Genomic DNA, 26,750 nt, shown 5'->3' on the forward strand with positions numbered 1-26,750 from the left:
CCCACAAGACGCTGACTGCACGGGGAAGACACCACGACTGGTGCGGCTTACAGTTGCATCCGATCGATATCGTCAGCCACCCACTGGTCGCCGTTCCACAGCACGTTGGCCGCGAGTGGCAATTGATGTGAGGCGCTCTCAACAATGTGCATAAGATATCCGGCGGTGTTTGGAAACGCCACAAGATCTCCAGCGGCCACTCCCGCCGGAAATTCGAAGCGGCGGCGCAGCAAAAGCTCCTCCTCGATGCAATAGGCTCCCACGAGGAAGGCGCTGTCGAAAGTTCGCTTCCGTTGGGGCTGCCCCTGGTGCACCAGTAGTGGATCCACCAGGAAATCCGCTGACGTGGAACGGCATTGGGTCCGGTTCATGTGCAACCCCACCAGTGGCACGCCGTCGCTGCGATTTTTCGTGAACGCGACCTCGGCGATGGTCATGCCGCAACCATCCAGCAACGACCTGCCGGGTTCGCAACGAAGCTGGATCTGCGCACGACGCAGCGAGGAGGCGATCGACACCGAACCAGGTTCTGTCGCGGAGCCGAGTATTTCATCCAGCCAGGCACCCCGTACGAGTTCTTGGTGGTACGGGTACACCCCCGCAACAGGAGCGCCCCCGGTTGCGCCGAGCCTGTCAGATTTCCACGTCAATGTCTCATCGCCAGCGGGCAACGGTTCCAACGTGGACCAGAAATTTTCCCATTGCTCGGCACTATCCACATAGGACATGGGGATGCCGCCACCCATGTCCACGAACGTTGGCTCGTGGCCCATGGTTCGCAACTGGCCGATAAGGCTGAGCGCCTCACTGATTCCAAGAGCGCGGGCGGACGCGTCGTAACCGTTGAGGTGGAAGTGAATGCCGGCCACTGTGACGCGGGAGGCAAGTTCGGTGTCCCCCAGGACTTCCAGCCAGCGGGCAGCGAGGAGGCCAAAACGGGTGGGCGGGATCGCGGGGTGGGCAACTGCCAGCCGCAGAGCCACTTCGACGTTCTCCCCGCGCTCATCCGCCAATTCACTGACCTCTAGCAGCTCATCCTTGTTATCCACACTGATAATCACCCGGGACGCGATGGCCAGCTGCAACAAAGCCCTGGATTTCACTGCAGCAGTGACGATGATCCGTTCCGCCGGCACACCGCGGTCCAGACACTGGCGCAACTCATTGAGACTTGCCACGTCGACGCCGCATCCCGCACGGATTGCCTGATCGATGGCCCCCATCGTTTTGTTCGCTTTGCGGGCAAAATAGATTTGAAAATCGATGCTGTGGGCGGCTGCCACTGTGCGCAACTCTTGGGCATTGCTCCCAAGTGCTGCGAACTCATGAACATTGACGGGGGAACCGTAAGCGTCGATCAACTCCCGGCAGCGAGCAGGACTGTTCAGTAGATCCTCCATCCAAGGTTCGAGTCGGGCAGTCAACCGGGCAGTTCCGTACATTTTTTCGTTCATCAGCATTTCCCTATGAGTCGAATTGGTCGATGACACGGTCCGCGACGCGCTGGGCCCACAGACCGTATTCCCCATGCAGAGCCCGATTCAGGGTGTCGTGGCCCAGCGTCGGATCCTCGGTGGGACGGCCCAGCGCGGACAGCGACTCAGTCCTGGACCCGTCGCGGGCCAGGGCGGTGCCATCCACATCGGTCAGCAAGCCGCGGTCGCCATCGCCGACCGAGACATGCCCACTGTCCAAGAGGGCAGCGATAATGTCACTGCTGGGGCGGCCACCAGGTGCCGCAGTGTGGAGCGCACCTGGCCCCGGCGTCACGGCGTCCACCAACACTGCCCCGTGGGGCGGGCTCTCCCCCGGTGTGGCCAGGCGAAGAATTCCACTGTCGAACAGCGCCACCAGCTTAAGTGCGGTTAGCTCCGGCGGGCCAAAGGCGAACCGTTCCAGGTTGTGGGCGACCCGGACAAACTCTTTCCGCGCCTGGTTGCTCCTGGGCAACCGGTCCATCACCAACACCAGGTCCGCATAGAGCCCTGACCAGACCCTGGCCCAAAGCCACGCTGTGGTGATCGGTGCCGCATAGTGATTGACGGCCAGGCTGCCCCGCAAGCCTGCGGCGGTCGTCACCGCTGACGCCAATGTCCCGGCATCCAGTCCCGGATCTGCGGATCGTCCAGTCATGGCTGTTCGCCACAGCGAGAGGGCGCTCGCCGTTGACCCCATGAGGTGGGCACACTCTTGAGCACAGTCAAGCAGAATCGACCACATCCCGGAGAGGCCAACACCGCAGTCGGGCACTTCGTCACGGACCTGCCTGCCCCACTCGCGCAGCGGCTGCTTGTAGTGCGCCACGCAGGCGGAAACCCGCTCAGGGACTGATTCGCTCTTCGGGTACATGAGTGACCCGCTGCGAGACGATAAAACGATGTGCAAGGGCTCACCTCCGCTGGCAAGGTAGTGCACCCCTGCTCCGTCATGACAGTCGCCGTCGGGCCACTGCCATGAGCCCCCACGGCCTTCGGTCAACAGAAGCGCCACATCGTAGGCGGTCAGGGCGGCGCCGCGAATCCACACGGTTGACTCCGCAGGGATGTTCTCCGTGGTTAGAGTCGAGTAGTCCCCAATCAGAGCGTGTTGATTTGCGGCTCCGGGAAACGGCGTGAAAGCAACGGCGTCGGCTAGGCCATGCCCTGTAGCCAGCAGAACTTCGTCGTAGTGACGTGACCCGAAGGGGCCGCTCACCCGCCACGTCGAGCCTGCTCGTTCCACCCCCGTAACAACAAAAGGGGCGTGAACTACTGCCATGTTTCCGTGCTGGGAAAGCAACTGAAACTGCTCCCGCAAATACCTGCCCACCAACACTCGCTGCGGGTATTTCTCCGCAGGTGATTCCGGGGCAACCCGCCTCACCCAAGCGGAGAAATTCTCACTGCTGAGTGAGGAGGAAGCATCCACAATGCCCATGTTCACGTTCAATCGCAGCACATCGGGTTGCTCTCCTCGCCACACGCTGCCGGAGCCGGGAGGAAAGGGGTCGAACACATCGACAGTGATCTGGCGGGAGGAAGCTGAAGTGAGCCGGTCGTGAAGCGCGAGCAGGGCGAAGAGACTCTTAGGTCCGCCGCCGATCACGGCCAGGCGGATCATTTGCCCCAAAGATCGTCGGATTCGGCCGTGGTCCCCTGATCTGGTTCCGTATTGAGCGTGGAGCGAACCCAATCATCGTTGTAGACCGTTTGCAGGTAGGGCACCCCTGTGTCATGGACCATGAACGCAATGCGTGCACCTGCCGCCAGTGTGGGCACCAGCGTTTGCATGGCGGCAACTATTGCCCCCGTGGACGCACCGGCCAGAATGCCCTCCCGGCGTGCAAGTAGTCTGCAACCTCTGACCATGTCGATTTCTTCGATCTGGAAGACCAGGTCCGGATCGGCTCCGGATGCCAACTCCGGCACTATGCCAGCGCCCAGCCCCGGCAGTCGGCGCGTGCCGGACTTCCCGCCGAAGAGAACGGACCCTACGGAGTCCACAGCAACAATTTTGGTGTCAAGGTTGTGCGCCTGAATGTACTGCTGGCAGCCAAGGAGAGTCCCGGTGGTGCTGGTGGCAACGAACAAGTAGTCCAGGTTCCCGCCGGATCCGGCGATGATTTCCGGCATGGTGGTGGTGAAGTGCGCGCGCGGGTTGGCCACGGACCCATATTGATTGGTGGTCACCGAGCCCGGGTTCTTATCCAGCAATTCCCTGACTCGACGCCGTCGAGCGGACAACTTGTTGCCATCTGCGGGAGTCTCCACACGATCCACCGTTGCCCCGTACGCCTCCATGAGCTTTAGGGCAAGAGGATTGGCATTTTCATCGACAACTGCCGTGAACTTGACGCCGCGAACCACACACTGTCGCGCCAAAGCTATGCCCAGATTCCCCGAAGTTGACTCGACAATCATGCCCCCGGCAAGGAGTTGGCCTGAGCCCAGCAGTTCCTCAACGAGCCCATTCGCAGTCCGTTCCTTGGTGCTGCCGGCAAGTTGAAGCAGGTCAAGCTTGGCGTAAATCTCAACATCGTGTGACCCGAAGAGCCGGCTGAGCTTCACCGTCGGAGTCACAAATGGCTGTAGCGTTCCCAGACTATCCAAAACTGCTCGTCCCATTTCTACTATGCGCACATTTACTTCGGGGCCTCCGGTGCCAGTGCAGCGGGGCCAAGGTTATGCATTACAACCGCGAACTGGTCAAACCGCCATTTTGTTGGCGTCTGGCTAGTCTAGATGCCAATCCAACCATCCCGGTGAGTCTTCGGGGGCGTGTTTCACGGCCTTTGGTACTCCTTCTTGTTCGCGGCACGGGAAATCGGGAACTCGGGAAGTCACCCGGGTGTATCCGGCAAGTCTGCTGTCGAAGCAGTCTCGGGCCACCGGTTTGTGGGACAGTAGAGTCATGACCCGGCCCACACGCAAAGTCCAGCTCGACAGTTCCGATCGGAAAGACGGTGGTGCCGTGGATCAACCCCCGGCGCTGGCTCTTCTGTCCTCGGTCATGCACGTTGCCGACGCAGTCCATGGGGCTCGCACCCGGATTGCCCACGCCACCGGCGCTGTGCCCACCATCGTCGCCTACCCAGGATACGGCGGCGCCGGTTGGGTGCGAATTCTGGCCCGCATGGTCATGATGAGGAAGTCCGGTGCCACCAAGGCCACGTTGCGCGGCTGGCGTGCTTTCACGAGCGTGCCGATCCGGAACAGCGAAGTTGAGGTGGAGGTTGGCGGAGTCACCCATACTGTGCACGCAGACTCGGGTGGACTCGTGGACGTGGTCTTGGACGCTGACTTGTCCCCCGGCTGGCACACGTTCACCCTCCGCAGCCCGGTTGCCGACCAGGCCGAAGGACGGCTTCTGGTTCTGGCACCGGAAACCACCTTCGGCATAGTCTCCGATATTGACGACACCGTGATGGTGACGGCGCTGCCCCGGCCGCTGCTGGCTCTGTGGAACACGCTGGTGGTCAGCGAGCGGGCCCGGACGCCTACTCCGGGCATGGCGGTTTTGTACGATCGGATTGTTGCCGAGCACCCTGCGGCGCCCATGGTCTACCTTTCCACGGGCCCTTGGAACGTGGCACCGGCCCTGGCGCGGTTCCTAGCCCGGAATTTGTACCCCGACGGCGTCCTGCTGCTCACCGATTGGGGTCCCACTCGTCAGCGCTGGTTTAGAAGCGGACCCGAACACAAACGCCGAAATCTGGAGCGGCTTGCACAGGAATTCCCCGGGATTCAGTGGCTGCTGGTGGGCGACGACGGCCAGCACGATCCGGAAATTTATGCCAATTTTGCCCGTACTCATGCTGCGCAAACGGCAGCGATTGCCATCCGCCAGCTGTCTCCCGGTGAAGCACTGCTTGCCGGCGGCCGTACACCGGAGGATGCTGCCCACACTGAACATGGCACCGTGACGTGGGTTTCCGCGCCGGATGGGGCCGGGCTGGCACAACAATTGAAAACCCACGGTTTTCTCTAGATTCGGTTTCATTCCCCGTCCACCATCCACTCCAATGAGAAGGTCACCATGACAGATAGCCACCTCCGGATCGGCACACGTGCCGCCGTGGTCATCAACCCGATGAAGTCCCCTGACGGAAACTTCAAGTCGAACTTCTTCCAGCTGTGCGCGGATGCTGGCTGGGCCGAGCCCTTGTGGCTGGAAACCACCGAGGAAGACCCAGGCGGCGGTCAGGCGCGGGAGGCACTCTCGGCAGGGGTCGACGTCGTCATTGCCGCGGGCGGTGATGGCACCGTCCGCTCTGTCGCGGAAGTCCTGGCAGGCACGGGCACAGCGATGGGTTTGTTGCCGCTGGGGACAGGCAACTTGCTGGCCCGAAACTTGGGCATCGACGTCACGGATCCCCTGAACGCGGGCCGGGGTGTTTTGGCTGGAACGGAGACAGCTATGGACGTCGCCCGGGCGGTGGTGGACCACGGGATGCATGAACAGCTGTTCCTGGTCGCCGCCGGGCTTGGATACGACGCATCGATCATGGGCGACACCGTCGACGGGCTCAAGGACAAAGTGGGTTGGCTGGCCTACGTTGAATCCGGCATCCGGCATCTGCCCGGGAAATCCGTCACGGCCACGGTGACGATTGACGGACACTCCACCGTCCACCGCAGGGTTCGCAGCGTGATGGTGGGCAATTGTGGAAAATTGATGGGTGGCTTGGAAATCTTCGAGGACGCATCGGTGAGCGACGGCATCCTGGACCTGCTGGTACTGGCACCCCGCGGCCGGTTTGGCTGGCTTCGCGTCATCGCGGGAATCTTTGGCAGGGGCAGCAACAGCTCCGCGCAAACCCACTCCGGCAAGTCGGTGGAAATAGCTTTGGACCGTCCACAGGAATTCCAAGTCGACGGTGACCATGTGGGTACGGCAACACATCTGTTGGTCACGGTTGAACCGTTGGCGCTGACCATCAGAATGACTGGCTCACCGGTGGAGGGGCAGTAAAACGGCCACTTCCACATAGATGAGGCTCTTCCGCGAAATACGCACTTCCCGCCGCAGCAGAACGGGACGATACTAGGGTCAGGAGCCCGGCACGACAGATTTCGTGTGCCTGACGGGTCGGAAGGCGGATCGCATGAGTCACAAGGAGAAATCCAAGCAGAGCGCTCCGGCTCTGAGCGGGCGGCAACACTCAAGTTGGTCTGAGAAGTTCATGGTGGAGGAGCGGTTGGTTCCTGCCTCCACCCAACGGGGGATCTACCTGACATCGCTCGCGCTGGCGGCTGTGGGCTTGGGATTGTTCCTCGTTCTCCTGGTTGGCGTCCTTTCGCAATCGGGGCTTCAACGATTTGACCAGCCGGTCGCAACATGGTTCATCTCTCAGCGCTCGGACACGCTGACTGACATGGCGATCGTGCTGGCCGTGGCCTTCGGCCCTGTGGCACTTCCCATCATCGTCTTGCTGGTCATCTTGGGCTGGACGCTGCTGGCAAAGCATGCCTGGCGGCCAGTCCTGCTGGCCGCGGGCATGGCCACTGGATTGCTCCTGGCCCAAACCATCCCACGACTTGTCCAACATCCCCGCCCACCCGTTGACCTCATGCTCTTCGGGGCCGACAGCACCTTTTCCTTCCCTTCCGGCCATGTCCTGGGAACCTCAAATTTCCTGTTGATCCTGGCTTTTCTGATCGCCAGTCGACGCCAGCAAACGTCCCTCACGGTGCTCCTGTTCACGATTGCCGCCGTGGTGATCCTGGCCCAGGTGGCCAGCCGGTTGTACCTCGGCTACCACTGGCTCAGTGATACTGCTGCCTCCATCGCCCTCTCGCTTCTCATCCTTGGAGTCCTCATGTCCATCGACACTGCCAGGACGGTTCGAGTCCCCGGCGAACAGATCCACGGCGCCCACTCACAGCCCCAGGTGGACGGCACATGAACGCCGGCCAGAAAGCGCGCCGGGTGGCTAGGGAGGCCGGGGACAACCGCGTGCTGACCACAGTCGCCAGGGTTGGCTTCGCGGCCAGCGGACTCATGCACCTGCTCATGGGTTACCTGGCCATCCAGATAGCACTCCACCGAGGCGGTGAGTCGGACCAGTCCGGCGCATTTGCTCAGATGAATAAGTTGCCCGGCGGTATGCTCCTTCTGTGGACCGCCGTCATAGGCCTCACAGCTCTGGCATTGTGGCTCCTCCTTCAGGCAGCGCTAGGCATCGGTTCAACGTCCAAGAAGCGTTGGGTTCGCAGCCTGGTTTCATGTGGCAAGGCTGTTGCGTACCTCGCCCTGGCCGCCACCGCGCTCTCGGCTGCTCTCCGGCAACCCACGAACTCCGCGACCAGCACCCGCCAAGCCAGCGGGAGCATCCTCACACTGCCCGGCGGGCAGGCCCTGCTGATAGTTCTGGGAATCGCCACGGTCGGCATTGGCGGCTACTTTGTCTACAAGGGTGCCCGGAAGAAGTTCCACGAGGACATCGCCCTGCCTGCCGGCGGTTCAGGGAAGGCCATTGATGTACTGGGGGTGACAGGCTATATCGCCAAAGGCATCGCCATCATTGCCATCGGCATCCTGTTCGTGGTGGCCGCCATTAAACTCGACCCCAAGGATGCCTCCGGCCTTGACGGCGCATTAAAAGCCCTTGCCGCCTTGCCCTACGGAGAGGCCATCTTGATTCTTATCGGGGTGGGACTCAGCGCGTATGGTGTCTACAGCTTTGCACGGGCCCGGCTGGCCCGACTTTGACCAACCGTGCCAGGCGGCAATAGCCCTGAACTCCTATGATCTGCCCCACATTTCACTGGGTCAACTCCGCCACAACAGTTATGGTTGATGGCGGTGCCCGCCGACGCGTGCCTCATGGCTGCAGGCCGTGGGGGAACGGACGGCTGGGACCCATGCGTCGCTCCACGTCACCGGTTTGCAGGAAGAAGTTCATGACTCACGTTCGCCCCTTGGCCAACAAACTAGTTCCGGCCGCCGCGGCCTTGGCCGCAGCGCTTGTTCTCGCTGGCTGCACACCCGGCACGACGACGTCGGACGCCAGCGGCGATGCCGGCACCCCTGTCACCGGAGGAACTTTGGTGTACGCCTCCGGCGATGCCGAACCCAGCTGCCTGGATCCGCACGTTGGCGGCAACTATCCGCAGGCCCTCGTTGCCTCGCAGTATCTGGAGACGCTGTACACCAAGGACGCAGACGGCACGTTGATCCCCTGGCTGGCTAAGGACTCGACCGTGTCCGAGGACGGGCTGACCCGTACTGTGACCATCCGTGAGGGGATCAGCTTCACCGACGGCACCGCCCTTGACGCTGCGGCGGTCAAGGCCAACTTTGAGCACTTGTTGAATCCTGACACCGCTTCATCCACCGGCTACCTGGCCCTGGGCAAGATCGATTCCATGCAGGCCGTCGACGCCAACACCCTGGAGCTGAAGCTCAAGTCCCCGGACAACTCACTGCTGGAATCCTTCTCTATGCCGTGGGTTGCCATCGAATCCCCCACCGCGCTCAAGCGCAGCCAGGCCGAGAACTGTGCAGCCCCCGTGGGCACCGGGCCGTTCAAGGTTGAGTCCTGGAAGAAGCAGGATGCCGTGAATCTGGTGCGCAACACCGAATATGTTCTCCCGGACCCCAAGGCCGGACATGCCGGGGCAGCGTACCTGGACGCCATCACCTGGCGCTTCATCCCCGAGGCAGCAACCCGCTATGCAGCCCTGCAGGCCGGCGAGGTGCAGCTGATCGACAACGCCCAGCCGGACGCCATTGCCGCCGCTGAGAAGAACACTGCCATCAAGCACCTGGACGCACCGCGCCCCGGCGCCTCGAACCGTGTTGAGCTGAATTCCTCCAAGGCACCGTTCAATGACGCCAAGGTCCGGGAGGCCTTCGTCCACGCGGTGAACGTCAACGCCAGCATTGACTCCCTCTTCTTCGGCACTGCCAAGCGTTCCTACTCCCCCCTCTCCAGCGTGGAACCGCTGGCCCACTCCGAGGAATCCCTCTTCGGCTATGACCCGGCCAAGGCTGGCCAGCTTTTGGATGCAGCGGGCTGGAGTGAGCGCGATTCCGCCGGCTACCGTGTCAAGGACGGAGCCCGGCTCTCCCTCACCTTCCCGGTAAGCACCAGCCAATCCATTCCCGCGGAGCAGTCGCTCTTTGAGCAGATGCAGGCCACCGCCAAGGAATCGGGCATCGAGATCAAGATCAAGCTCCTGGATCTCTCCAGTTGGTACGGCGAATTGTTCACCAACAACTACAACCTGGTCTCGGCCCCCTACACCAAGGTTGGACCGGGGGTCCTGTCCATCCTCTTCCACTCCGATTCCACCATTCCTGCCCCGTCGGGCTATTTCGCCAACCTTTCCCAGGTCAAGGACCCCAGCCTTGATGTCTTGCTTGACACCGCCGGATCCACCAAGGACCAGGCTGAGCGCAAGAACCTCTATGCCCAGGCACAGCAGAAGGTTCTCGAGGGCTACTACCTGCTGCCGCTGTACAACCAGCAGAACCACTTCCTGTACTCGGAGAAGCTGAAGAACGTGGGAACCACCACAGCTGTGGCATCCCCCACCTTCTTTGGCACCTGGCTGAGCAACTAAAGCCCTTCGCAAGACGCCCCCGCCCATGAGCACATCCACAGCCACCCCCACACGGTCCCCCGGTTTTCCCTGGTCAACCGTTCGCTGGCTGCTGGGCAAGCTAGGCGGGGGCATCTTTGTGCTGTGGGCGGTTGCCACGGCCATCTTCTTCGGTATCCGGATGATTCCAGGAGATCCAGCAGAGGCCATCATGGGCGGTCCTGGCTCGCAGGCCTCGGCCGAGGCCCTTGCGGCGGCCCGCGCCCAATATGGTCTGGACCAGCCACTGTACGTCCAGTACTTTGGCCAGCTGTGGCGGCTGGCCACCGGCGACATGGGCACCTCGTATGCGCTGAAAACACCGGTTGCGGAGGTACTTGGCGAACTGATTCCGCCCACTCTCATCCTCGCCGTGTTGGCATTGCTGGTGGCCTGGGCCATGGCCCTGCTCCTGGCCGTGCTGTCCACCCGGAGCGGTGGCTTGGGTACGGCGCTGGGCTCAGGACTGGAGATCGTCTCCGCCGCTGTGCCGCACTTTTGGCTGGCCAGCGTGCTGATCCTGGTTTTTTCCACCATGCTGGGGTGGCTTCCGCCGGTGAGCACCAATACCCCTGCCGGGCTGGTATTGCCGGTCATCACTTTGGCACTGCCACTGGCAGGCTTCCTGGGCCAAGTCATGCGGGACACCGTGCTCGAAGCCCAGCGTTCCGCCTTTGCCCTGTCAGCCCGGGCCCGCGGAGAATCGGAGGTGGGCGTGCTGCTGCGTCATTCCCTCCGCCATGCAGCCCTGCCAGCCATCGCACTCTCGGGGTGGGCTTTCGGCTCGCTGCTCTCCGGCGCGGTGGTGGTTGAGTCCATTTTTGCCCGTCCTGGTCTGGGCCGTTCACTGCTGGCCGCCGTGACCTCCAGGGACATCCCCATGGTCACTGGCGTGGCCCTGCTCTCCGCTGCTGCCTACGTGGTGATCATGGCCGGATCCGAGCTTGCCGAACGCATCGCGGACCCACGGATTGGTCCATCATGAGCATCTTCCAGCAGAGTAAGCCTGTGGGAGATCCGCTGTTGAACCCGCAGAAAACCCATGCACGACGGCGTGAGGCCACCTTGGTGCGACGGCTCGCGGTGCGTCTGCCCCTCCTTGCCTCTGCCGCCGTGCTGCTGTTTTTTGTCCTTGCAGCGATTGCACCGAACCTCCTGGCACCGTTTGACCCGCTGGCAATCAACCCTGCCCAAGCATTCTCCGCACCCGGGGCCGGGCATCTGCTGGGCACCGACGAATCGGGGCGCGACATCTATTCGCGCATCATCCACGGCGCCAGACCCTCGCTGCTCATTGGGGCAGCGGCCACCGCCATAGGGCTCGGCCTGGCATTGGTGCTGGGCACCATCGCCGGCTTTGGCGGGCGGTGGCTGGACTTTGGTGTTGCTCGCATCCTGGAGGTGCTGTTTGCCCTGCCCGGGTTGCTGCTGGCCTTGGTGTTCATCGCCCTGGCGGGACCCGGCGTGGCAACAACTGTCATAGCTGTGGGACTGACCAGCGCGCCCGGCTACGCGCGGATAATCCGTGCCCAGATCATTGCCCTGCGAACCTCCCCCATGGTGGAGGCCGCCACCGTGTTGGGGCGCAACCGGTCGAGAATCCTGACCGTACATATCCTGCCCAACGCCCTGGCTCCCATTACAGTGCTGGCAACCTTGGGTCTGGGACAGGCAATTCTCTGGGCGGCTGCACTGAGTTTCCTGGGACTTGGGGCACCTCCGCCTGCGCCGGAATGGGGCACCATGCTTTCGGCCGGACGCACCTACCTCTCACTGGCCTGGTGGATGACGTTCTTCCCGGGCCTGGCTATTGTGCTGGTTGCCGCAGCATCCACTGTCCTCTCCCGGTCGCTGAAGTCCGGAGGCGGACAGTGAGCGCGGCCGAGCCCATTCTGCGGGTCACCGATCTCAACGTCTCCTTTGGCGGGCGCAGCGTGGTGCAGGGCGTTTCCGTCACGGTCAACCCTGGAGAATGTTTGGCTCTGGTGGGCGAATCGGGGTCGGGCAAATCGGTGACTGCCAGGTCCCTGATCGGCTTGGCCGGATCCGGATCGTTGGTGCGAGCCGAAACTCTGGAGGTTGCAGGCCATGATGCCCGGAACCTTTCACAGCGCCGCTGGCGCACCGTCCGTGGCAGGCAGGTGGGGTTCATTCTGCAGGATGCCCTGACCTCGCTGGATCCACTGCGAACCGTCGGCAAGGAGATTGACGACGCGCTGCGCGTGCACTCGAAAGGATCCGGGGCCGAACGTGCCGCACGCGTGATTGAGCTGCTGGAGGCGGTGGGGCTCGATGACCCGGTCCGCAGGGCCGCCCAACGCTCCGGGGAACTCTCCGGAGGCATGCGCCAGCGGGCGCTGATTGCCTCAGCCATCGCCTTGGACCCGGTGCTCATCATTGCCGATGAACCTACCACTGCCCTCGATGCCACCATCGCCGCATCCGTGATGGAGCTACTTGGTGGTTTGCGCCAAAACGGCTCCGGCATGCTCCTTATCAGCCACGATCTTGCAGCCGTGGCAACTGTGGCCGATACGATTGCCGTCATGCAGGGCGGGCGCATCGTGGAACGCGGACCGCGTGAACAGATCTTCGAGGACCCCCAGCACCCGTACACCCGCGCGCTGTTGGCTGCCGTCCCCGCTGGCAAGCCCCGCTTCACACGGCTCTCCCCCACCGCCCAAGCCACGGCAGCCACGGCAGCCACAAGCAGTCACAGTCAGCCCGGCGAGGCTGCGGCACCAAACGGTCTGCCGGGCGCCGTCGTGCGGCCTTTGCTCAGGGCTCGTGGACTTGCCAAGACCTTCCCCCTGGGCAAGTCCGCCGATTTGACGGCCGTGCGGAACGTTGACTTCGAGCTGTTGCCCGGCCGCACCTTGGGGGTGGTGGGCGAATCCGGATCCGGGAAGACCACCACCGCGCGCATGGCATTGGGCCTGCTTGCCCCAAGCGCAGGAAGAGTCGAGTTCCTCGGTGAACCCTGGAGCTCCGTCCCCGAATCCGCGCGCAGGCCCCGGCGCGCATTGCTGGGCGCCATCTATCAGGACCCGCTGTCGTCCTTCGACCCGCGCCTGTCCACCGGTGCGATGCTGGCCGACGCACTCAGCGGTGGTGCCACACGGAATCCACGTGCCCATGTTGGGGAGATCACCGAGTTGCTGGCGCAGGTGGGCTTGGATGCCGGGTTGGCAGCACGCAATCCCGGCACGCTTTCGGGCGGGCAACGCCAGCGGCTGGCCATCGCCCGAGCCCTTGCGCCGAAGCCGAGGGTGCTGATCTGTGATGAGCCAGTCTCGGCCCTGGACGTCTCCATTCAGGCCCAGGTGCTTGACCTGCTGGATGACTTGCAGCGCCAGCTTGGGCTCGGCTACCTGTTCATCTCGCACGATCTCGCGGTGATCAGGCACATGAGTGATGAGGTGCTGGTCATGCGTGCCGGGGAAGTTGTTGAATCCGGTGCAACCGAGCAGGTATTCACGGCTCCACAGCATGAATACACCCGCACCCTGCTGGCCGCTGCGCCAACACTGCTCGGCCGCTAGCAGCGCGCAACAACTCAGTCTTGCGTACTGCGGCGAGTATCACTGGAAATCATGCGTGCAAAGCTCCCTTGAGGCTGGGAAGATGGTAGGGCCGCTTTAACCGATGGAGAACCACATGAACGCCATGATCCAAAAATTCCTTGCCCTCTTTTCCACCACCCAGCACGGGCAGCCTGAGTCGGTTGAAACTCAGCACCCGCACAGTGGAATGCCCCTAGCCAGTGGCGCCTACTTGCGCGAATTCGCCCAACGGCTCGGTCTCGAGGTGGACGACCTCTCACCCGCAGAGCAGACCGAATTGAAGGTACGCCTGGACAAGTCCATGGACTTCCGTGAAGAAAATTATGGCTTCTTGTACCACGAGGTCTACCAGCTGGGACATGGCTATTCCCTGGCTGACGCCAGCCGCGTCAGCGCCCAGATTAACAGCATCACCGAGGATCCGGCCGCAAGGGCATTTCTGGATTACCGCGAGAATGCTGTGGCCGCCGAGGCCCTGATGGCCGCCGGTTCCCTCCTGGAGAAGGATGGCGACGATGTTGCGGCAGCACGGCTTTTCAAGCTGGCTGAGGCCCGCCGCCACCGCAGCTCAGTACTCGAGACCAACGGAACTGACGCTCCTGTGACGGAAATCGTGCACGAGGACGCAGAGGTTACGGAAACGGTGGCCCTCGACGTCGTCGCCGAAGGACCGGCTGCGCCGGACCGTGCCCCTGAGTCCGGGCTGGCCGGTCTCATGGAAGGCCCGGCCCAGCCCGCCAAGCCTACCCAGCCCACCAAGGCCGCCAAGCCCGCCAAGTAGTACGGCGGCGCAGCTCCCCCTGAGAGGACAGCCTGTTTCAGGGTTGTTGATGTTGTGGTCGTTGGCGGCGGCGCCATGGGCAGCGCCGCCGCGTTGACTGTGGCTCGCAACGGCAAGTCCGTGGTGTTGTTGGAACCGCATCCAGGCCACAGCCTGGGTGCGTCCCACGGAGCCACCCGCAACTTCAGCACCGCCTACCAGCAGGCCGAATACCTGAGCCTGGTCAGCGAAGCCCTAAGGTTGCGGGACGGACTGGCAGAAGAAACTTGAATGCAGCTGCTGGATCGGGTGGGCCTGGTTCGGGCAGCCGACGCCCTGATCGCGCTGCGGACGGCGGCACAAGGCCGCGGCGTGCAGTTTCGCCATGACACGGCAGGAGCCTGGACCCGATGCTGGATCCCGATACCCGGGATTTCACTGCCGAGCCATTGCAGATGGATGCTCTTCGTCGCTACGTCCGGGACTGGTTTCCCGGTTTGGATGCGGATTCTTTTGATCCCATCAGCTGCACCTACACATCCACCGATTCCGGCGACTGCACCCTTGACAGGCATGGTCCGGTGGTGGTGGGTGCAGGGTTCTCCGGCCACGGTTTCAAGTTCACGCCCGCCCTTGGCCGCATGCCAAGGGCAGGCAAGACCTAGAGCGCCACGCCCCGGCGCAGCTGGATCCCTGTCAGCCAGCGGCGTAGAGATTCCCGTTCCCAGGAACTCATGGCCTAGTGTCGAATGATGGCAACTATACTTGGCTCAGCCCCGCACCATCCCGCCTTCGGAAGCCAGGGCCAAGGGTTTGTCCAAGTGCGCGGTGCCCGGGAGAACAACCTCAAAAACGTCGATGTGGACGTCCCCCGCGATGCGATTGTGGCCTTCACCGGGATCTCCGGGAGCGGAAAATCCTCGTTGGCGTTTGGCACCATCTTCGCGGAAGCCCAGCGCCGATACTTTGAGTCGGTGGCACCCTATGCGCGCCGCCTGATCCAACAAGGCAACAATCCGCGTGTGGAATCCATCTCAGGACTTCCACCGGCCGTGGCCATGCAGCAGCAGCGCGGCACACCGAGCACCCGTTCCTCGGTGGGGACCGTCACAACCCTGTCAAACTCCCTGCGCATGCTGTTCTCGCGGGCGGGGGCCTACCCCGATGGCGCAGACATCTTGTACTCAGATTCGTTCTCCCCCAACACAGCGGCAGGGGCCTGCCTTGTGTGCCACGGCTTGGGCACAGCCCACACCGTCACCGAACAGCTGTTGGTCCCTGATCCCAGCCTCACCGTCAGGGAAGGTGCCGTTGCCGCCTGGCCGGGAGCATGGCAGGGAAAAAACCTTCGAGACATCCTCACCCACCTGGGTTACGACGTCGACACGCCCTGGCAGAAGCTGCCGCTGAAGGAGCGCGAATGGATTCTCTTTACCGACGAGCAGCCGGTCGTGGAAGTGACGCCACAGCGGGACCGAGTGGCAAAACCGTATAAGGGCAAGTTTTGGAGTGCACGCCGCCATGTGCTTCACACCCTCGCAGACTCCAAAAGTGAGCCCATGCGCGAGCGCGCCCGAACGTTCATGCAGTCCGGACCCTGCCCCGAGTGTGAAGGCAGCGGCCTGAAACCCGAAGCTCTGGCGGTGACGGTGGACGGCCGCAACATCTCCACTATGAACGCCTTGCCCTTAAGCAATCTCGCCGCGGTCCTCCGCGCCCTCGCCGCTGAGCGGGCTGGGGATGATGGCAGCAGGGAGGCTGTTGCCGCAGCGATTTCTCAGGATCTGCTTCAGCGCATTACGGTCCTATTGGATCTGGGCCTTGGCTACCTGAGCCTTGGCCGAAGCACCCCGACGCTCTCCCCGGGCGAGATGCAACGGCTGCGGATAGCCACTCAGCTGCGTTCCGGGCTCTTCGGGGTCATCTACGTCTTGGATGAGCCATCCGCAGGTCTGCACCCGGCGGACGCCGAACCGCTGCTGGAAGTCTTGGGGCAGCTGAAGAAATCAGGTAACACCGTTTTCATTGTTGAACACAACATGGACATGGTCCGCAAAGCCGACTGGCTTGTGGATGTGGGGCCCCGGGCCGGCGAACAAGGTGGACAGGTACTCTATAGCGGACCCATCGAGGGCCTGGCCGACGTGCCGGAATCCCTCACGCGCCCATATTTGCTGGGCAACGCCTCGCCGTCGTCCCCGCTGGACCGCCTGGTGTCGGAGAATTATTTCGCGCAGGAACAGCCCGGCACCACAGGCGGACCCCAGCCAGCGTCGTCTTCGCTTGAAACTTCAGGCCTCAGGCGGACCCACCAAGGCTGGATGCACCTTGCCGGGATAACCAAGCACAACTTGCAGGACATCACTGTCCAGATACCGCGGGCAGTCTTGTCTGCCGTCACCGGGGTGTCCGGTTCAGGCAAGTCCACCCTGTTGGAAATGCTCAGCAGCGCTGCAGCTGGGCACGGCATCCAAGGCGCCAGTCAAACATCTGGGTTTAGACATGGGGAAAGGGTTGTCCAAGTGGACCAGCGGCCCATTGGCCGGACGCCGCGGTCAAATCTTGCGACCTACACGGGGTTGTTCGACGCCGTCCGGCGTGAGTTCGCTGCCACCAAAGATGCGCGGGCACGGGGTTTCACGGCCGGACGGTTCTCGTTCAATGTTCCTGGTGGACGCTGTGAAACGTGTCTCGGTGAAGGTGCGGTGGCTGTGGAGCTGTTATTTCTGCCGGGGAGCTACGGGCCTTGCTCGAAGTGCCACGGTTCCCGTTTCAACGACGACACCCTGGCTGTTGAATTTCAAGGGAAAAACATCGCGCAAATCCTTGAGCTAAGCGTGGACGCTGCGGCGGAAGTGCTCGGCACCATCCCCTCCGCTGCACGAAGCTTGTCGACTCTGCGTGAGGTTGGCTTGGGCTACCTCCGGCTTGGCCAGCCCGCAACGGAACTCTCCGGAGGGGAAGCCCAACGCATCAAATTAGCTACCGAACTCCAACGCCCTGCGCGGGGTCACAGCCTGTATCTGCTCGATGAGCCCACCACAGGGCTGCACCCCGCCGATGTGAGATTGCTGGTGCATCAGCTCAACCGCCTCGTGGAGGCCGGAAACACCGTGGTGGTGGTCGAACACGACATGGACGTAGTAGCTGCAGCCGACTGGGTCATCGATCTTGGCCCCTCCGGCGGAGCGGACGGCGGACGCATCATGGCCGCCGGCACGCCGGAAGATGTGGCCGCCGCAGGGATGGGCCGCACCGCGGCCTACCTTTCATTGGCATTGGCGCGACGCTGACAAGAGGGGCCAGCGTGAACGTGGCGAACGGGAACGGGTACTAATTCCGCAATCGCGGCAATTAATCGATATTCAGGGTTATGGCGCCGGTGACTGGATTCATGCGCTCATTCTCCTGCCGTTTATTTAGTAGTCCCTGACGAATCAGCCCGGCACGCCTGTCAATCCCCGTTCGCCGCACCCCATCGTTGGCACAGCCCGCAATCCTTTGACCTTTTTCCTCTCATAATGCCGTTTTTCATTCATTTCGAAACAGAAATGAAGGCTTTATTTATCGCGCCACAATAGGTCCAGCAATTCACTGCCAGCGTTGAAAAGAGGTGCCGCCATGAACGCCAAACCCATAAAGTCCTCGCTCAAGCGGATCTTCTTCACGCCCGTGGACCAGCAAAAGTTCAACCAGCTGCGCGATCGCCAGTATCGTGAGATCGTGCGCGTGGATCTGGTCAACATCCGCCAAGCTTCCGCGGCTGCGGTCCGGGTCGGGGCCGGCCCTTCCTGCCCCTGAGGGACTCAAACAGCCTCACCTGCGCTGTTGTCCGGCAGGAGCCGTCGCCGCAGGGCGGTGAGTATGCGTCTGACATCAAGGGCCACTGTGGCACCAGGCGCCAGTGATGCACTGTCAGACGCCGGAGTGGCGGCGACCGCATCGGTGAGACTGGACAGGCTCTTGGCGGCCTCGTCGAAAACATCAGGCCCGGCGTTGCCGTCATCCCAGGCTCGAAGCACGTCTGCCGTCGCGGACAGGCAGCTCCCCAACGGCTCCCGCAGCCCATCCCTGAGCCGGACCTCCAGGGGCCCTTCCCAGATTGCACCGGCCAAGACTTCGGAAAGGTCCCGAACATGGAAGGTGATGTTCTCCAGAAGCGCCAAATCCTCATAGCTGTCCGAAAGAATCCGGTGGCGGGAGCGGAGCCGGGCCCGCGGGTTGGCGCGTTGGCTCTCTGCTGCCTCATGCACGGCTGCACGGACTTCTCCGACGGCGTCCTCCAGCAGGCGCCCCCGGCTGGCCCACTCTTCATGGTCGGGCGGCCACAGCTCACGAAGGGCAGCCGCGGCGTCATCGAGCTGTTCAATCAAAATGGTCCGTGCCCGGCGGATTCGCGCCTGTGCTGCGTCGAGGGCCAGCGGCGGGAAAATCGTTACGTTGACCATCAAGCCCACCAGCACCCCGAGCACCATTTGGAAGCCGTAGCCCAGAGAGAATGCCTGGCCCTGGCTTCCCCCGATAATGAGAACCAGCAGAGTCGCCACCGGGATGTAGTCCCGCCCGGCACCGAGGAGCGGCAAGCCGGCCAGCAGTACTCCCGCTCCCACTGCAAGAGAAAGAGAGACAACGTTTGGGGTTCCAAACGCCAGCACCCCGGCGCCGAGGAGGATTCCCAGCATCAAGCCATAAAGCGTTTGCAATCCCGTCCGCACGGACCCCATGAACGTGGGATACATGCTGACCAGAACACCCAGGGGGGCGTAGTACGGGTAGTCGTCCACCACGCCGGGCATCAGGGGCGCCAACCACCAGGCAATCCCCACTGCCAGGGCAGTCTTGGCCGCGAGCAGCACACGTTGCCCAGTTACGGTGGATCTCATTCCAGTTCCGAACGCTCCCACGATGCTCCTGCCTTCCAGCCCACCGGTCCATGCCCTCCGTGCTACCTCCAACCAATCACCTTTTCGGAATTTTCTCCATGTCTGTGACTGGGCTGTGCAGCGGGCAGTTCGAGCTAGGCGTCCGGCAGTCCGTTCGCCTTGGCCACGTCTCCCAGCCAGCCGAGGCTGGGCTTCGGTGTGCGCACAAACGTCTCCCGGTCAACGGCGATGAGCCCGAAGGTAGGGCGGAAGCCACTGGCCCACTCGTAATTGTCCAGGGCGCTCCAGTGCTGGTAGCCGAGCACTTCGACGCCGTCGGACATCGCGGCATGCAAGCCGCGCAGCGCACCATCGGTGTAGGCGATGCGGCGGGTGTCATCGGCCGTCGCTATGCCGTTCTCCGTCACGATCACAGGCACTCCCCCGCTGAGTTCCCACGCGCTGCGCACACCGAGTTCGAGCGCCTGTGGAAAGAACTCCCAGCCTGTAAGCGTCGTTTCGACGTCGTCGGCGACGGGCAGCGGGCCGTTCGGTCCGATGAAGGTGCGCGTGTAAGCCTGCACGCCCACGAAGTCATCACCTGCCGACTGCTCAAGGTACCAGTCGTCACGCGGATAGCCGTATTCGTGCAGCTTGTCATCGGCACCGGGCTCGCCGGTGGAATGGAATGCCTGCGTCGCAACGGTCCACCCCGTTTTGAGGCCCGAAACACTGGAGAGAACCTCGCGGGAGCGCTTGTGCGACTCGAGGAGTGCATCCGCCACGGCCAGGTCGGGGTTGGGCAGCCCGAAGGCCACGAGGTTGGCCGCGTCCTCTCCCCCGGCCAGCATCGCCGCGATATTGGGCTCGTTGATGGTGCAGACGTAGTCAACACCATCAGAAACGATCGGCAGGATCGATTCCGTGTAGCGGGCGAAGAGGTCGGCGGCGTCGCCAGCACGCCAGAAGCCGTCGTTGTACATCCATCGCGGCACGGTGAAGTGCATGAGCGTCACCGTCGGATTGAGTCCAAACTCGTGGGCGGCGTCGACCATGCGGCGATAATGGTCAATCTCCGCGCGCGACACAAATCCGCGCTCGGGCTCGATGCGTGCCCATTCAATGCTGAATCGGTAGGAGTTGAGCCCGGCGTCGGCCAGCAGCCGCATGTCTTCGCGGTAGCGATGGTAGCTGTCCATGGCGTCGCCGCTTGGCTCCACGATGGTCGAGCCTGCGGCATGCTCCATCATCCACCAGTTGCTGTTGACGTTATTGCCCTCGATCTGGTGGGCCGCTGTAGCTGCGCCCCACAAAAAGCCGTTGGGAAAGGTGAGCATGTTACTCCTGAAGTTGCGGTGTGAATGAAGTTGTTAACTACCGGCGGCTATTGGATGCTGCGCCCAGAACTGGTCAAGCAGGACGGCAGTTGCCCCCGGTGCTTCCAGCTGCGGCGAGTGCGCCCCGGCGGCAATCACCTGATAGTCCGCGTCGATGCGCCGGGCCATGGCGTGCTGCCACTCGATCGGCCACGCGTCGTCGTGCTCGCCGTGGGCGATGAACACGGGAAGTCCGGTTGCGGCAATCTCGGTGCTCCTGTCAACGTGGGTGCGCAGTATCTGGGCTCCTGCCAGCAGGTTGTCGCTCGAGGTGCGCACCGCACGCAGCCGAAGGAATGCCTCCTCCGGCGTCAACAAACCGTCGGCCAGCCCGATCGTATGCGGGTTGTGCCGGTTCCAGAGCCCAACGCTGCCGCCTTGGGCAAGTGCCTCGATCGTATCGGCGAGCCGGCCGGGCCAGCCGTGCGGACCGGAACAAAGCAGCGTGAGACTCAGAAATACCTCGGGGCGGGCGATTGCGGCCTCCGGTGCGACGATGCCGCCAAAGCTGTGGCCAAGCAGATGCACGGGAGCGCCGTTGCCAATGATCGCGGCCACCTCGAGCAGATCCGCGGCAAAGAGGTCCAGGGCGTAGTTGCCAATGCCCTCCGGCCCAGCAGAATCGCCCTGGCCACGCTGGCTGTACGCCCACACGTCCCATCCCAGTGCGGACAGCCTCGGCAGGAACTCGCGGAAGTCCTCTTTGGACCCGGTGAAGCCGGGAACGATGAGAACGGTTCCCCGCGATTCTCCCACCGGCTCGGCGTGGTAGGCGCTGAGCCGGCCGACGCCGGCCTGTATGCCGACCACCGACACGCCGTCGGGCACGGCGGGCGCCCCGAACGCGTCTATCCTGGCCAGGCTCATACGGCAGCCCCCCTTGCCCGGGCAGGATTGGGCACGGCGTCCAGCAAGCGGATGGTGTACTCATCCTCGGGATGCTGCAGCACTTGGGCCGTGTTGCCGCGCTCTACCACCCGGCCGCCATTGAGCACCATGATGTTCTCGGTCACGAGCCGGGCGCTGAGCAGGTCGTGGGTGATGTACAGCATGCTGACGCCCCACTGCTCACGCAAATCCTCAAGAAGTGCCAGCACGCCTGCGCGCAGTGACACGTCAAGCATGGACACCGGCTCGTCTGCGATGAGCACCTGCGGGTTGCTGGCGAGGGCACGGGCAATGACCACGCGCTGACGCTGTCCGCCAGAGAGCTGGTGTGGCAGCTTGGCGGCAAACTGTTCCACAGGGGCTAGTCCAACGGTCTCGAGCAGTTCGAGGACCCGCTTTCTGGCTGCCGGGCCGCGAAGCCCGCCAAAGTTCACCACCGGACGCGTCAGCGTGTATTCGACGGTATGCAGCGGGTTCAGTGCGGAGTAGGGGTCCTGGAAGATCATCTGCACATTTTTGTGCAGTTCGCGAATCTGGCGCCTGCCAAGTTGCGCAACATCGAGCCGACCAAACTCAACAGTGCCGGCAGTTGGCTTCTCAATGCCGGTGATCAGCTTGGCGATGGTCGATTTCCCACTGCCGGAGGCGCCCACGAGCGCAAGTGACTGGCCCGGTTCGAGTGTGAAGGACACATCATCGACCGCTGTGACGGCTTGTTCGCCCCTGCGCGGCGGCGGGTACACCTTTGACACGTGGTCGACCACGATCGCGGAGTCGGACGAACGGCCATCCCTCGCAGTGGCGCCCGCCGTCCTGGCGGCACCGCACGTGCCCCGGCCGGCCCGATCGGGGAAGCCGGGCAGCTCCACGACCTCGGCACGCGGGTCGGCGTAGTGGCTCAGCAGCATCCGCGTGTACTCGTCTTGCGGGTTCTCAAGAATGTCGCGGCTTGGCGCATCTTCGACGATGCGGCCCTCGTGCATGACCAGGACCCGCTGCGTCGATTCCAGCACAACGCCCAGGTCATGGCTGATGAGGACGGCGGTGAATCCCTCGGATTTCTGCAGCGACTTGATGGTGTCCATGATGGCCTGCTGCACCAGCACGTCCAAGGCGGTGGTGGGCTCGTCAAAAACCATCAGCTGCGGTTCAAGCGAGAGCGCGAGGGCTATGGACACCCGCTGGCGCATGCCGCCGGACAGCTCGCCCGGGAACCGGGCGAGGGTCTCCTTCGGGAGCCCCACCTTCTCCATGAGCTCGATTTGGCGGGCGTCCCACCCGGACTTCCCGACGTGCCCGTGGGCACGGAAGATGTCAATGAAATGGTTGCGGATGGTGCGCACCGGGTTGAGCGCGTTCATGCCCGACTGCAACACCATCGCGAAGCCGCCCTGGCGCTGCTGGCGCAATGTCTCGGCGTCGAGCTCGCGAATGTCCTTTCCCCGGAAGAAGATCTGTCCGCCGTTGGTGCGGGCGGGCGGTTTCTGCAGCCGGGTGATCGCCAGCCCGAGCGTTGACTTGCCCGAGCCTGACTCGCCGACCAGGCCGACGAATTCGCCGGCCTCGAGCGCAAATGACACATGGTCCACGGCCTGCAAGGCATTGAAACCGCTTGACTCGTAGACCACAGAGAGATTCTTGACCTCAAGAATGGGGTTCATCGTGACTTCCCTTCACGTAGGCGGGGGTTGCTGATCGCGTCAACACCGAAGTTGATGAGCGTGAGGCTCAGGGCGAGCAGGGCGATGCAGAGACCGGGAGCGAACAGCAGTATCCATTGCCCGGTCAGGAGGGCGTTGGAGTTTTGTGCCCAGTACAGGATGGTGCCCCAGCTGACGATGCTGGAGTCGCCCAGGCCAAGAAATTCGAGCCCGGCCTCGGCGAGGATTGCGCTTGTTGCTGCCCCGAAGAATCCGCCGGCAATGATCGAGGTCATGTTGGGCAGGATCTCCTTGAACACGATCCGCCAGGCCGGCTCCCCCGAGAAGCGCGCCGCCGTGACAAAGTCGCGGGATCGCAGCGTCTGCGTTTGGGCACGCAGCACGCGTGCGCCCCACGCCCACCCGGTGATGACGATGACGGCGACGATCATGACGAGTCCGCCGTTTTGCAGGTAGGCGGCGATCACGATCATGAGCGGCAGCCCGGGGATGACCAGGAACAAGTTGACGATGAAGTTGATGACGTCGGCGCCGAATCCGCGGATGTATCCCCAGCTCAGGCCGATGACCATGGCAACGATGGTGGAGAGCAGCCCCGCAATGAAGCCGACAGCAACGCTGATCTGCGATCCGTAGATCAGTTGGCTGAGCACGTCCTCGCCCGCCGCCGTCGTACCAAACCAGTGCTCCGGGCTGGCGTCCGCGTTGCGTTCGAAACCATCCTGTGAGGCGCCGTAGGGAGCCAGAAGGGGCGCGAAGATGGCAACAAGGATGAAGCAGGCGAGAATGATGAGCCCGAGCCGTGACTTCCAGTTGGCCCACAGGGTTGCGGCCGATCGGGTGATGAAGGCGAATCTGCGCGGCGGCTTTATTGCTGCTTCCGTGGCGCTCGTGAGGTTCTGTGTGGTTGTCATCGTCGTGTCCTTGGGTCGAGTACCCCGTACATGATGTCAACGAGGAAGTTTGCGATGAGCACGCTGACGGTGATCATCAGAAACAGTGCCTGCATGAGCGGGTAGTCCTGGCCGATCACGGCGTTGAACAGCAGGTAGCCGATGCCCGGGTAGCCAAACACCTGCTCCACGAGCACCGAGCCGCCGACGACGCCGCCGAGGGCCAGGCCGAAGCCCGTGAGGTTCGGCAGGATCGCGTTGCGGGCCGCATAGCGGATGGCGACGGTGCGTCCCTTCAGGCCGTTGGCCTCGGCAAACGTCACGTAGTCGTCGCCAAGCGTGTTGATCATGGCGTTGCGCATGCCGATGATCCACCCGCCGAGCGAGGTAATGAGGATCGTGAGGGCCGGAAGAGCCGCGTGGTACAGCACGTCCGTGAAGAAATCCCACGTTAACGCCGGGGTGGCGGTTGGTCCGAAGGCGCCGGAGGTGGGGAACAGGTGCAGGACATAGCCCAGGAAGAACAACAGCAGCAGCGCCGTCCAGAAGTACGGGAAGGTGCTGGCAAAGCTGCCGGTCAGGGTGGGCAGGGCGTCGAGCCAGGTGTTGCGCTTCCATGCGGTGAGCACCCCGATGAGGGTTCCGAGCACGAAGGCGATGATCGTGACGAACCCGACAAGTATGACGGTATAGGGGAAAGCCTGCCAGATCATTTCAGAGACCGACTGCGGATAGAAGGTGTACGAGACACCGAAGTCGAGGGTGATGACCTGGTGCAGGTATCCGAGATATTGTTCGAAGATGTTGCCGTCCGGCACCCCAAGCTGGGCCTCGATGGCTTTGCGTGTCGCGTCAGTCACCGGCCCGTTCTGGGCGAGTTTGGCAATCGCCGCGTCCGTTGGGGAGCCAGGCATCATGCGCGGGAGCAGGAAGTTCAGGGTGACGGCCGCCCACAGGGTAAGCAGGAAGAAGCCGATTCGCCGAAGTACGTACATCATGGACTATTCACCGTCCTTGGTGGCAAGCTTGAGCTTCGTGAAGATGAGCAGCGGGCTCGAATCGTAGGTCTGCGGTGGAGCGTATGGATCCTCCGCGGTGGGCCAGCCCGTGAACTTGGAGGTGTTGTACAGTCCCCAGAGCCCCCCGTAGTAAAGGCCGATCACCGGCAGCTGGTCGTACACGATTTGCTGGAGCTGGTGGCTGATCTCCAGCTGTTTGGCCGGGTCGACTGTTTCCTTGTACTGGGCCAGCAAGGCGTCGGTCTGCGGGTTGCTGTAACGCTGGAAGTTGCTCGGTGCCAGCTCGCCGACTTTAACGTGGAACTCGCTCGAGAGCAGGCTGTTGTAGGCCTGGAAGATGTCGCCGCCGCCCATGCCGCCCATCGCCACCTCATAGTCACCGTTCTGTATCGACTGCTGGTAGCCGGCAGGTTGGGGTTGCTTGATGGTCATGTTGATTCCGATCGCGGTGAGCTGCTTGCGCACCTCTTGGATTGCACGCAGCCAGTCGGTGTAGCCATTGGCCGTCATTACCGAAAAGGTGAACGGGGCGCCTTTGGCATCGACCAGGGTGCCGTCGACCAGGGTGTATCCGGCCTTTGCCAGCGAGGCGAGCGCCGCATCGGTGTCCTGCTCGATGACACCGTCGTTGGGAATGTCGGGGTTGAGCTCCGATTCCTGGTTGGGCAGCATGAGCCCGGTCTGGCCGGCTTTGCTCATGTACTCCTCCGTGGCAGCGTCGGCGATCTTGTCCCGATCCAGGGCCAGGGCAATACCCCGCCTCAGATCGGCGTTGTCCCAGGGCGCCTTGGCCAGATTGGGCACCAGGCTGATCACGCCGCCTGGCGGAAACCAGTTCTTGTTGTCCGGATTAGCAGCACCCCAGGTGCCCTCGACGTTGCTCATGTACGAGTAGGCCCAATCGAAGCCCTTGGTCACGATGTCGAGCTCGCTTGTGGCCGCCGGCAGTACGAGGTGTTCGATCTCCACCTTGTCCGCCTGCCAGTAGTCCTGATTCTTGTTCATCGTGTATTGCTGGGAGGAGAAGTTGCCCACCGTGAACGGGCCCGTGCCCACCGGGCTCTCATCCCGCCAGGTGTCTGGATCCTTTACGTCTTTCCAGATATGTTCCGGCACGATCAGAGTCAGCGAGATAACGTCGGCGGCCGGCGCATCGTCGTCCTTGAGATGCACCACGACGTGGTCGCCGTCGATCTCGACGCTCTCGATGTGCTGCCATGCCCCTTTGATGTCCAGCGTTGGGTATTTCTTGATGAGGTTGAAGGTGAACACCACGTCTTCGGGTGTGAACTTCTCACCGTCAGACCAGGTGACGCCTTGGCGAATCGTGTAGTCGATGGTGCGCGCGTCCGGAAGCGTCACCTTTTCGGCCAGCCAGGGCGTTTGCGTCCCGTCAAGGACGTTGACTGCTGTGAGCGGCTCGTAGATGTAGCTCGCCGCAACCCGCTTGTTGAAGAGATACGGGTTGAAGATCTTCTCGAACATGGGCGAACCCTTATCCGCGGCAATGAGCATGGTGTCATCGGGGATCGAGGGGTCCGGCTCGCTCTGTATCTGAATGCTGCACGCCGAGATCAGCATGACTGCAACGGAGATTCCGGCGATCACCGACATTCGTTTAGTTCGCGTTTTCGAGTTCGTCATTGACACTCTTGCTTCCTCAT

23 protein-coding genes are annotated in these 26,750 nt (G+C 62.7%); 13 read left to right on the forward strand and 10 right to left on the reverse strand.

Going from position 1 to position 26,750, the window contains the following annotated elements:
- Positions 1-47 precede the first annotated feature (47 nt).
- From CVS28_RS13810 to CVS28_RS13820, 3 genes are read right to left on the reverse strand one after another with little or no spacing between them, the layout of a single operon-like run.
- Positions 48-1,454: an alanine racemase gene (locus CVS28_RS13810; RefSeq protein WP_207797214.1), complete on the reverse strand. Its 1,407-nt coding sequence runs from the start codon at positions 1,452-1,454 to the stop codon at positions 48-50.
- Between the two features lie 10 nt (positions 1,455-1,464).
- Positions 1,465-3,099 (reverse strand): FAD/NAD(P)-binding protein, encoded by a 1,635-nt coding sequence (locus CVS28_RS13815; protein WP_103481897.1) that lies wholly within the window; start codon positions 3,097-3,099, stop codon positions 1,465-1,467.
- Positions 3,096-4,058: a pyridoxal-phosphate dependent enzyme gene (locus CVS28_RS13820; protein WP_165788162.1), complete on the reverse strand. Its 963-nt coding sequence runs from the start codon at positions 4,056-4,058 to the stop codon at positions 3,096-3,098. Before CVS28_RS13820 ends, CVS28_RS13815 begins: the two co-directional genes overlap by 4 nt.
- Positions 4,059-4,389: 331 nt before the next feature.
- On the opposite strand from CVS28_RS13820, the gene CVS28_RS13825 reads away from it, so the two are divergent.
- The 13 genes from CVS28_RS13825 (at position 4,390) to CVS28_RS13880 (ending at position 18,188) form a co-directional block, all read left to right on the forward strand.
- Positions 4,390-5,466, forward strand: coding sequence for an App1 family protein (locus tag CVS28_RS13825; RefSeq protein ID WP_103481899.1), 1,077 nt, complete (start codon positions 4,390-4,392; stop codon positions 5,464-5,466).
- A gap of 48 nt (positions 5,467-5,514) precedes the next feature.
- Positions 5,515-6,450 carry a diacylglycerol/lipid kinase family protein gene (locus CVS28_RS13830; protein ID WP_103466618.1) on the forward strand — a complete coding sequence of 312 codons (936 nt, stop codon included), beginning with the start codon at positions 5,515-5,517 and terminating at the stop codon, positions 6,448-6,450.
- 133 nt (positions 6,451-6,583) lie between these two features.
- Complete coding sequence (locus CVS28_RS13835) at positions 6,584-7,384, forward strand: phosphatase PAP2 family protein (RefSeq protein WP_103466619.1); 801 nt, start codon at positions 6,584-6,586, stop codon at positions 7,382-7,384.
- Positions 7,381-8,190, forward strand: coding sequence for a DUF1206 domain-containing protein (locus CVS28_RS13840; RefSeq protein ID WP_103466620.1), 810 nt, complete (start codon positions 7,381-7,383; stop codon positions 8,188-8,190). Before CVS28_RS13835 ends, CVS28_RS13840 begins: the two co-directional genes overlap by 4 nt.
- Before the next feature lie 191 nt (positions 8,191-8,381).
- A complete protein-coding gene (locus tag CVS28_RS13845; protein ID WP_103481900.1) occupies positions 8,382-10,046 on the forward strand; it encodes an ABC transporter substrate-binding protein in 1,665 nt (554 codons plus the stop codon).
- 25 nt (positions 10,047-10,071) lie between these two features.
- Positions 10,072-11,049 (forward strand): ABC transporter permease, encoded by a 978-nt coding sequence (locus tag CVS28_RS13850; protein WP_103481901.1) that lies wholly within the window; start codon positions 10,072-10,074, stop codon positions 11,047-11,049.
- Positions 11,046-11,939, forward strand: coding sequence for an ABC transporter permease (locus tag CVS28_RS13855; protein ID WP_103481902.1), 894 nt, complete (start codon positions 11,046-11,048; stop codon positions 11,937-11,939). Before CVS28_RS13850 ends, CVS28_RS13855 begins: the two co-directional genes overlap by 4 nt.
- Complete coding sequence (locus CVS28_RS13860; RefSeq protein ID WP_103481903.1) at positions 11,936-13,606, forward strand: dipeptide ABC transporter ATP-binding protein; 1,671 nt, start codon at positions 11,936-11,938, stop codon at positions 13,604-13,606. The genes CVS28_RS13855 and CVS28_RS13860 overlap by 4 nt, the downstream gene beginning before the upstream one ends.
- Before the next feature lie 115 nt (positions 13,607-13,721).
- Positions 13,722-14,408 carry a hypothetical protein gene (locus CVS28_RS13865; protein ID WP_103481904.1) on the forward strand — a complete coding sequence of 229 codons (687 nt, stop codon included), beginning with the start codon at positions 13,722-13,724 and terminating at the stop codon, positions 14,406-14,408.
- A 75-nt stretch (positions 14,409-14,483) separates the two neighbouring features.
- Positions 14,484-14,678, forward strand: coding sequence for an FAD-dependent oxidoreductase (locus tag CVS28_RS20345; RefSeq protein WP_341476412.1), 195 nt, complete (start codon positions 14,484-14,486; stop codon positions 14,676-14,678).
- Positions 14,679-14,797: 119 nt separating this feature from the next.
- Positions 14,798-15,052, forward strand: a complete 255-nt coding sequence (locus CVS28_RS20350; protein ID WP_341476413.1) for an FAD-dependent oxidoreductase — start codon at positions 14,798-14,800, stop codon at positions 15,050-15,052.
- A gap of 87 nt (positions 15,053-15,139) precedes the next feature.
- Positions 15,140-17,680, forward strand: coding sequence for an excinuclease ABC subunit UvrA (locus CVS28_RS13875; protein ID WP_243399899.1), 2,541 nt, complete (start codon positions 15,140-15,142; stop codon positions 17,678-17,680).
- Positions 17,681-18,008: 328 nt separating this feature from the next.
- Positions 18,009-18,188, forward strand: a complete 180-nt coding sequence (locus CVS28_RS13880) for a hypothetical protein (RefSeq protein ID WP_103466631.1) — start codon at positions 18,009-18,011, stop codon at positions 18,186-18,188.
- A 5-nt stretch (positions 18,189-18,193) separates the two neighbouring features.
- Here CVS28_RS13880 and CVS28_RS13885 read toward each other — a convergent pair whose 3' ends face one another.
- The 7 genes from CVS28_RS13885 to CVS28_RS13915 all read right to left on the reverse strand — a co-directional run bounded on the left by CVS28_RS13885 (position 18,194) and on the right by CVS28_RS13915 (position 26,730).
- Complete coding sequence (locus CVS28_RS13885; RefSeq protein WP_133159142.1) at positions 18,194-19,270, reverse strand: FUSC family protein; 1,077 nt, start codon at positions 19,268-19,270, stop codon at positions 18,194-18,196.
- Positions 19,271-19,404: 134 nt separating this feature from the next.
- Entirely contained in the window at positions 19,405-20,586 is a 1,182-nt protein-coding gene (locus tag CVS28_RS13890) for a glycoside hydrolase family 1 protein (RefSeq protein WP_103466633.1), read from the reverse strand.
- A 33-nt stretch (positions 20,587-20,619) separates the two neighbouring features.
- Positions 20,620-21,453, reverse strand: coding sequence for an alpha/beta fold hydrolase (locus CVS28_RS13895; protein ID WP_165788163.1), 834 nt, complete (start codon positions 21,451-21,453; stop codon positions 20,620-20,622).
- Positions 21,454-21,488: 35 nt separating this feature from the next.
- The gene (locus tag CVS28_RS13900; protein ID WP_103481907.1) at positions 21,489-23,174 is read right to left on the reverse strand and encodes an ABC transporter ATP-binding protein; all 1,686 of its coding nucleotides are present in this window, start codon (positions 23,172-23,174) and stop codon (positions 21,489-21,491) included.
- Positions 23,171-24,088 (reverse strand): ABC transporter permease, encoded by a 918-nt coding sequence (locus CVS28_RS13905; protein WP_103466636.1) that lies wholly within the window; start codon positions 24,086-24,088, stop codon positions 23,171-23,173. Before CVS28_RS13905 ends, CVS28_RS13900 begins: the two co-directional genes overlap by 4 nt.
- On the reverse strand, positions 24,085-25,065 hold the full coding sequence (locus CVS28_RS13910; protein WP_103481908.1) for an ABC transporter permease: 981 nt from the start codon (positions 25,063-25,065) through the stop codon (positions 24,085-24,087). The genes CVS28_RS13905 and CVS28_RS13910 overlap by 4 nt, the downstream gene beginning before the upstream one ends.
- Before the next feature lie 3 nt (positions 25,066-25,068).
- Complete coding sequence (locus CVS28_RS13915; protein ID WP_103481909.1) at positions 25,069-26,730, reverse strand: ABC transporter substrate-binding protein; 1,662 nt, start codon at positions 26,728-26,730, stop codon at positions 25,069-25,071.
- Positions 26,731-26,750: the final 20 nt, after the last annotated feature.

It is taken from the genome of Arthrobacter glacialis (assembly GCF_002909415.1).
In the GTDB taxonomy this organism is placed as follows: domain Bacteria; phylum Actinomycetota; class Actinomycetes; order Actinomycetales; family Micrococcaceae; genus Specibacter; species Specibacter glacialis.

Excerpts from the sequence above, each read along its gene's own strand:
- CVS28_RS13825 (WP_103481899.1), top strand. The coding sequence starts at position 4,390 with ATGACCCGGCCCACACGCAAAGTCCAGCTCGACAGTTCCGATCGGAAA.
- CVS28_RS20350 (WP_341476413.1), top strand. The coding sequence starts at position 14,798 with ATGCTGGATCCCGATACCCGGGATTTCACTGCCGAGCCATTGCAGATG.
- CVS28_RS20345 (WP_341476412.1), top strand. The coding sequence starts at position 14,484 with ATGGGCAGCGCCGCCGCGTTGACTGTGGCTCGCAACGGCAAGTCCGTG.
- CVS28_RS13815 (WP_103481897.1), bottom strand. The coding sequence starts at position 3,099 with ATGATCCGCCTGGCCGTGATCGGCGGCGGACCTAAGAGTCTCTTCGCC.
- CVS28_RS13915 (WP_103481909.1), bottom strand. The coding sequence starts at position 26,730 with ATGACGAACTCGAAAACGCGAACTAAACGAATGTCGGTGATCGCCGGA.
- CVS28_RS13840 (WP_103466620.1), top strand. The coding sequence starts at position 7,381 with ATGAACGCCGGCCAGAAAGCGCGCCGGGTGGCTAGGGAGGCCGGGGAC.
- CVS28_RS13885 (WP_133159142.1), bottom strand. The coding sequence starts at position 19,270 with ATGAGATCCACCGTAACTGGGCAACGTGTGCTGCTCGCGGCCAAGACT.
- CVS28_RS13845 (WP_103481900.1), top strand. The coding sequence starts at position 8,382 with ATGACTCACGTTCGCCCCTTGGCCAACAAACTAGTTCCGGCCGCCGCG.
- CVS28_RS13835 (WP_103466619.1), top strand. The coding sequence starts at position 6,584 with ATGAGTCACAAGGAGAAATCCAAGCAGAGCGCTCCGGCTCTGAGCGGG.
- CVS28_RS13910 (WP_103481908.1), bottom strand. The coding sequence starts at position 25,065 with ATGATGTACGTACTTCGGCGAATCGGCTTCTTCCTGCTTACCCTGTGG.
- CVS28_RS13890 (WP_103466633.1), bottom strand. The coding sequence starts at position 20,586 with ATGCTCACCTTTCCCAACGGCTTTTTGTGGGGCGCAGCTACAGCGGCC.
- CVS28_RS13880 (WP_103466631.1), top strand. The coding sequence starts at position 18,009 with ATGAACGCCAAACCCATAAAGTCCTCGCTCAAGCGGATCTTCTTCACG.
- CVS28_RS13865 (WP_103481904.1), top strand. The coding sequence starts at position 13,722 with ATGAACGCCATGATCCAAAAATTCCTTGCCCTCTTTTCCACCACCCAG.
- CVS28_RS13905 (WP_103466636.1), bottom strand. The coding sequence starts at position 24,088 with ATGACAACCACACAGAACCTCACGAGCGCCACGGAAGCAGCAATAAAG.
- CVS28_RS13855 (WP_103481902.1), top strand. The coding sequence starts at position 11,046 with ATGAGCATCTTCCAGCAGAGTAAGCCTGTGGGAGATCCGCTGTTGAAC.
- CVS28_RS13810 (WP_207797214.1), bottom strand. The coding sequence starts at position 1,454 with ATGAACGAAAAAATGTACGGAACTGCCCGGTTGACTGCCCGACTCGAA.
- CVS28_RS13850 (WP_103481901.1), top strand. The coding sequence starts at position 10,072 with ATGAGCACATCCACAGCCACCCCCACACGGTCCCCCGGTTTTCCCTGG.
- CVS28_RS13830 (WP_103466618.1), top strand. The coding sequence starts at position 5,515 with ATGACAGATAGCCACCTCCGGATCGGCACACGTGCCGCCGTGGTCATC.
- CVS28_RS13875 (WP_243399899.1), top strand. The coding sequence starts at position 15,140 with ATGGCAACTATACTTGGCTCAGCCCCGCACCATCCCGCCTTCGGAAGC.
- CVS28_RS13900 (WP_103481907.1), bottom strand. The coding sequence starts at position 23,174 with ATGAACCCCATTCTTGAGGTCAAGAATCTCTCTGTGGTCTACGAGTCA.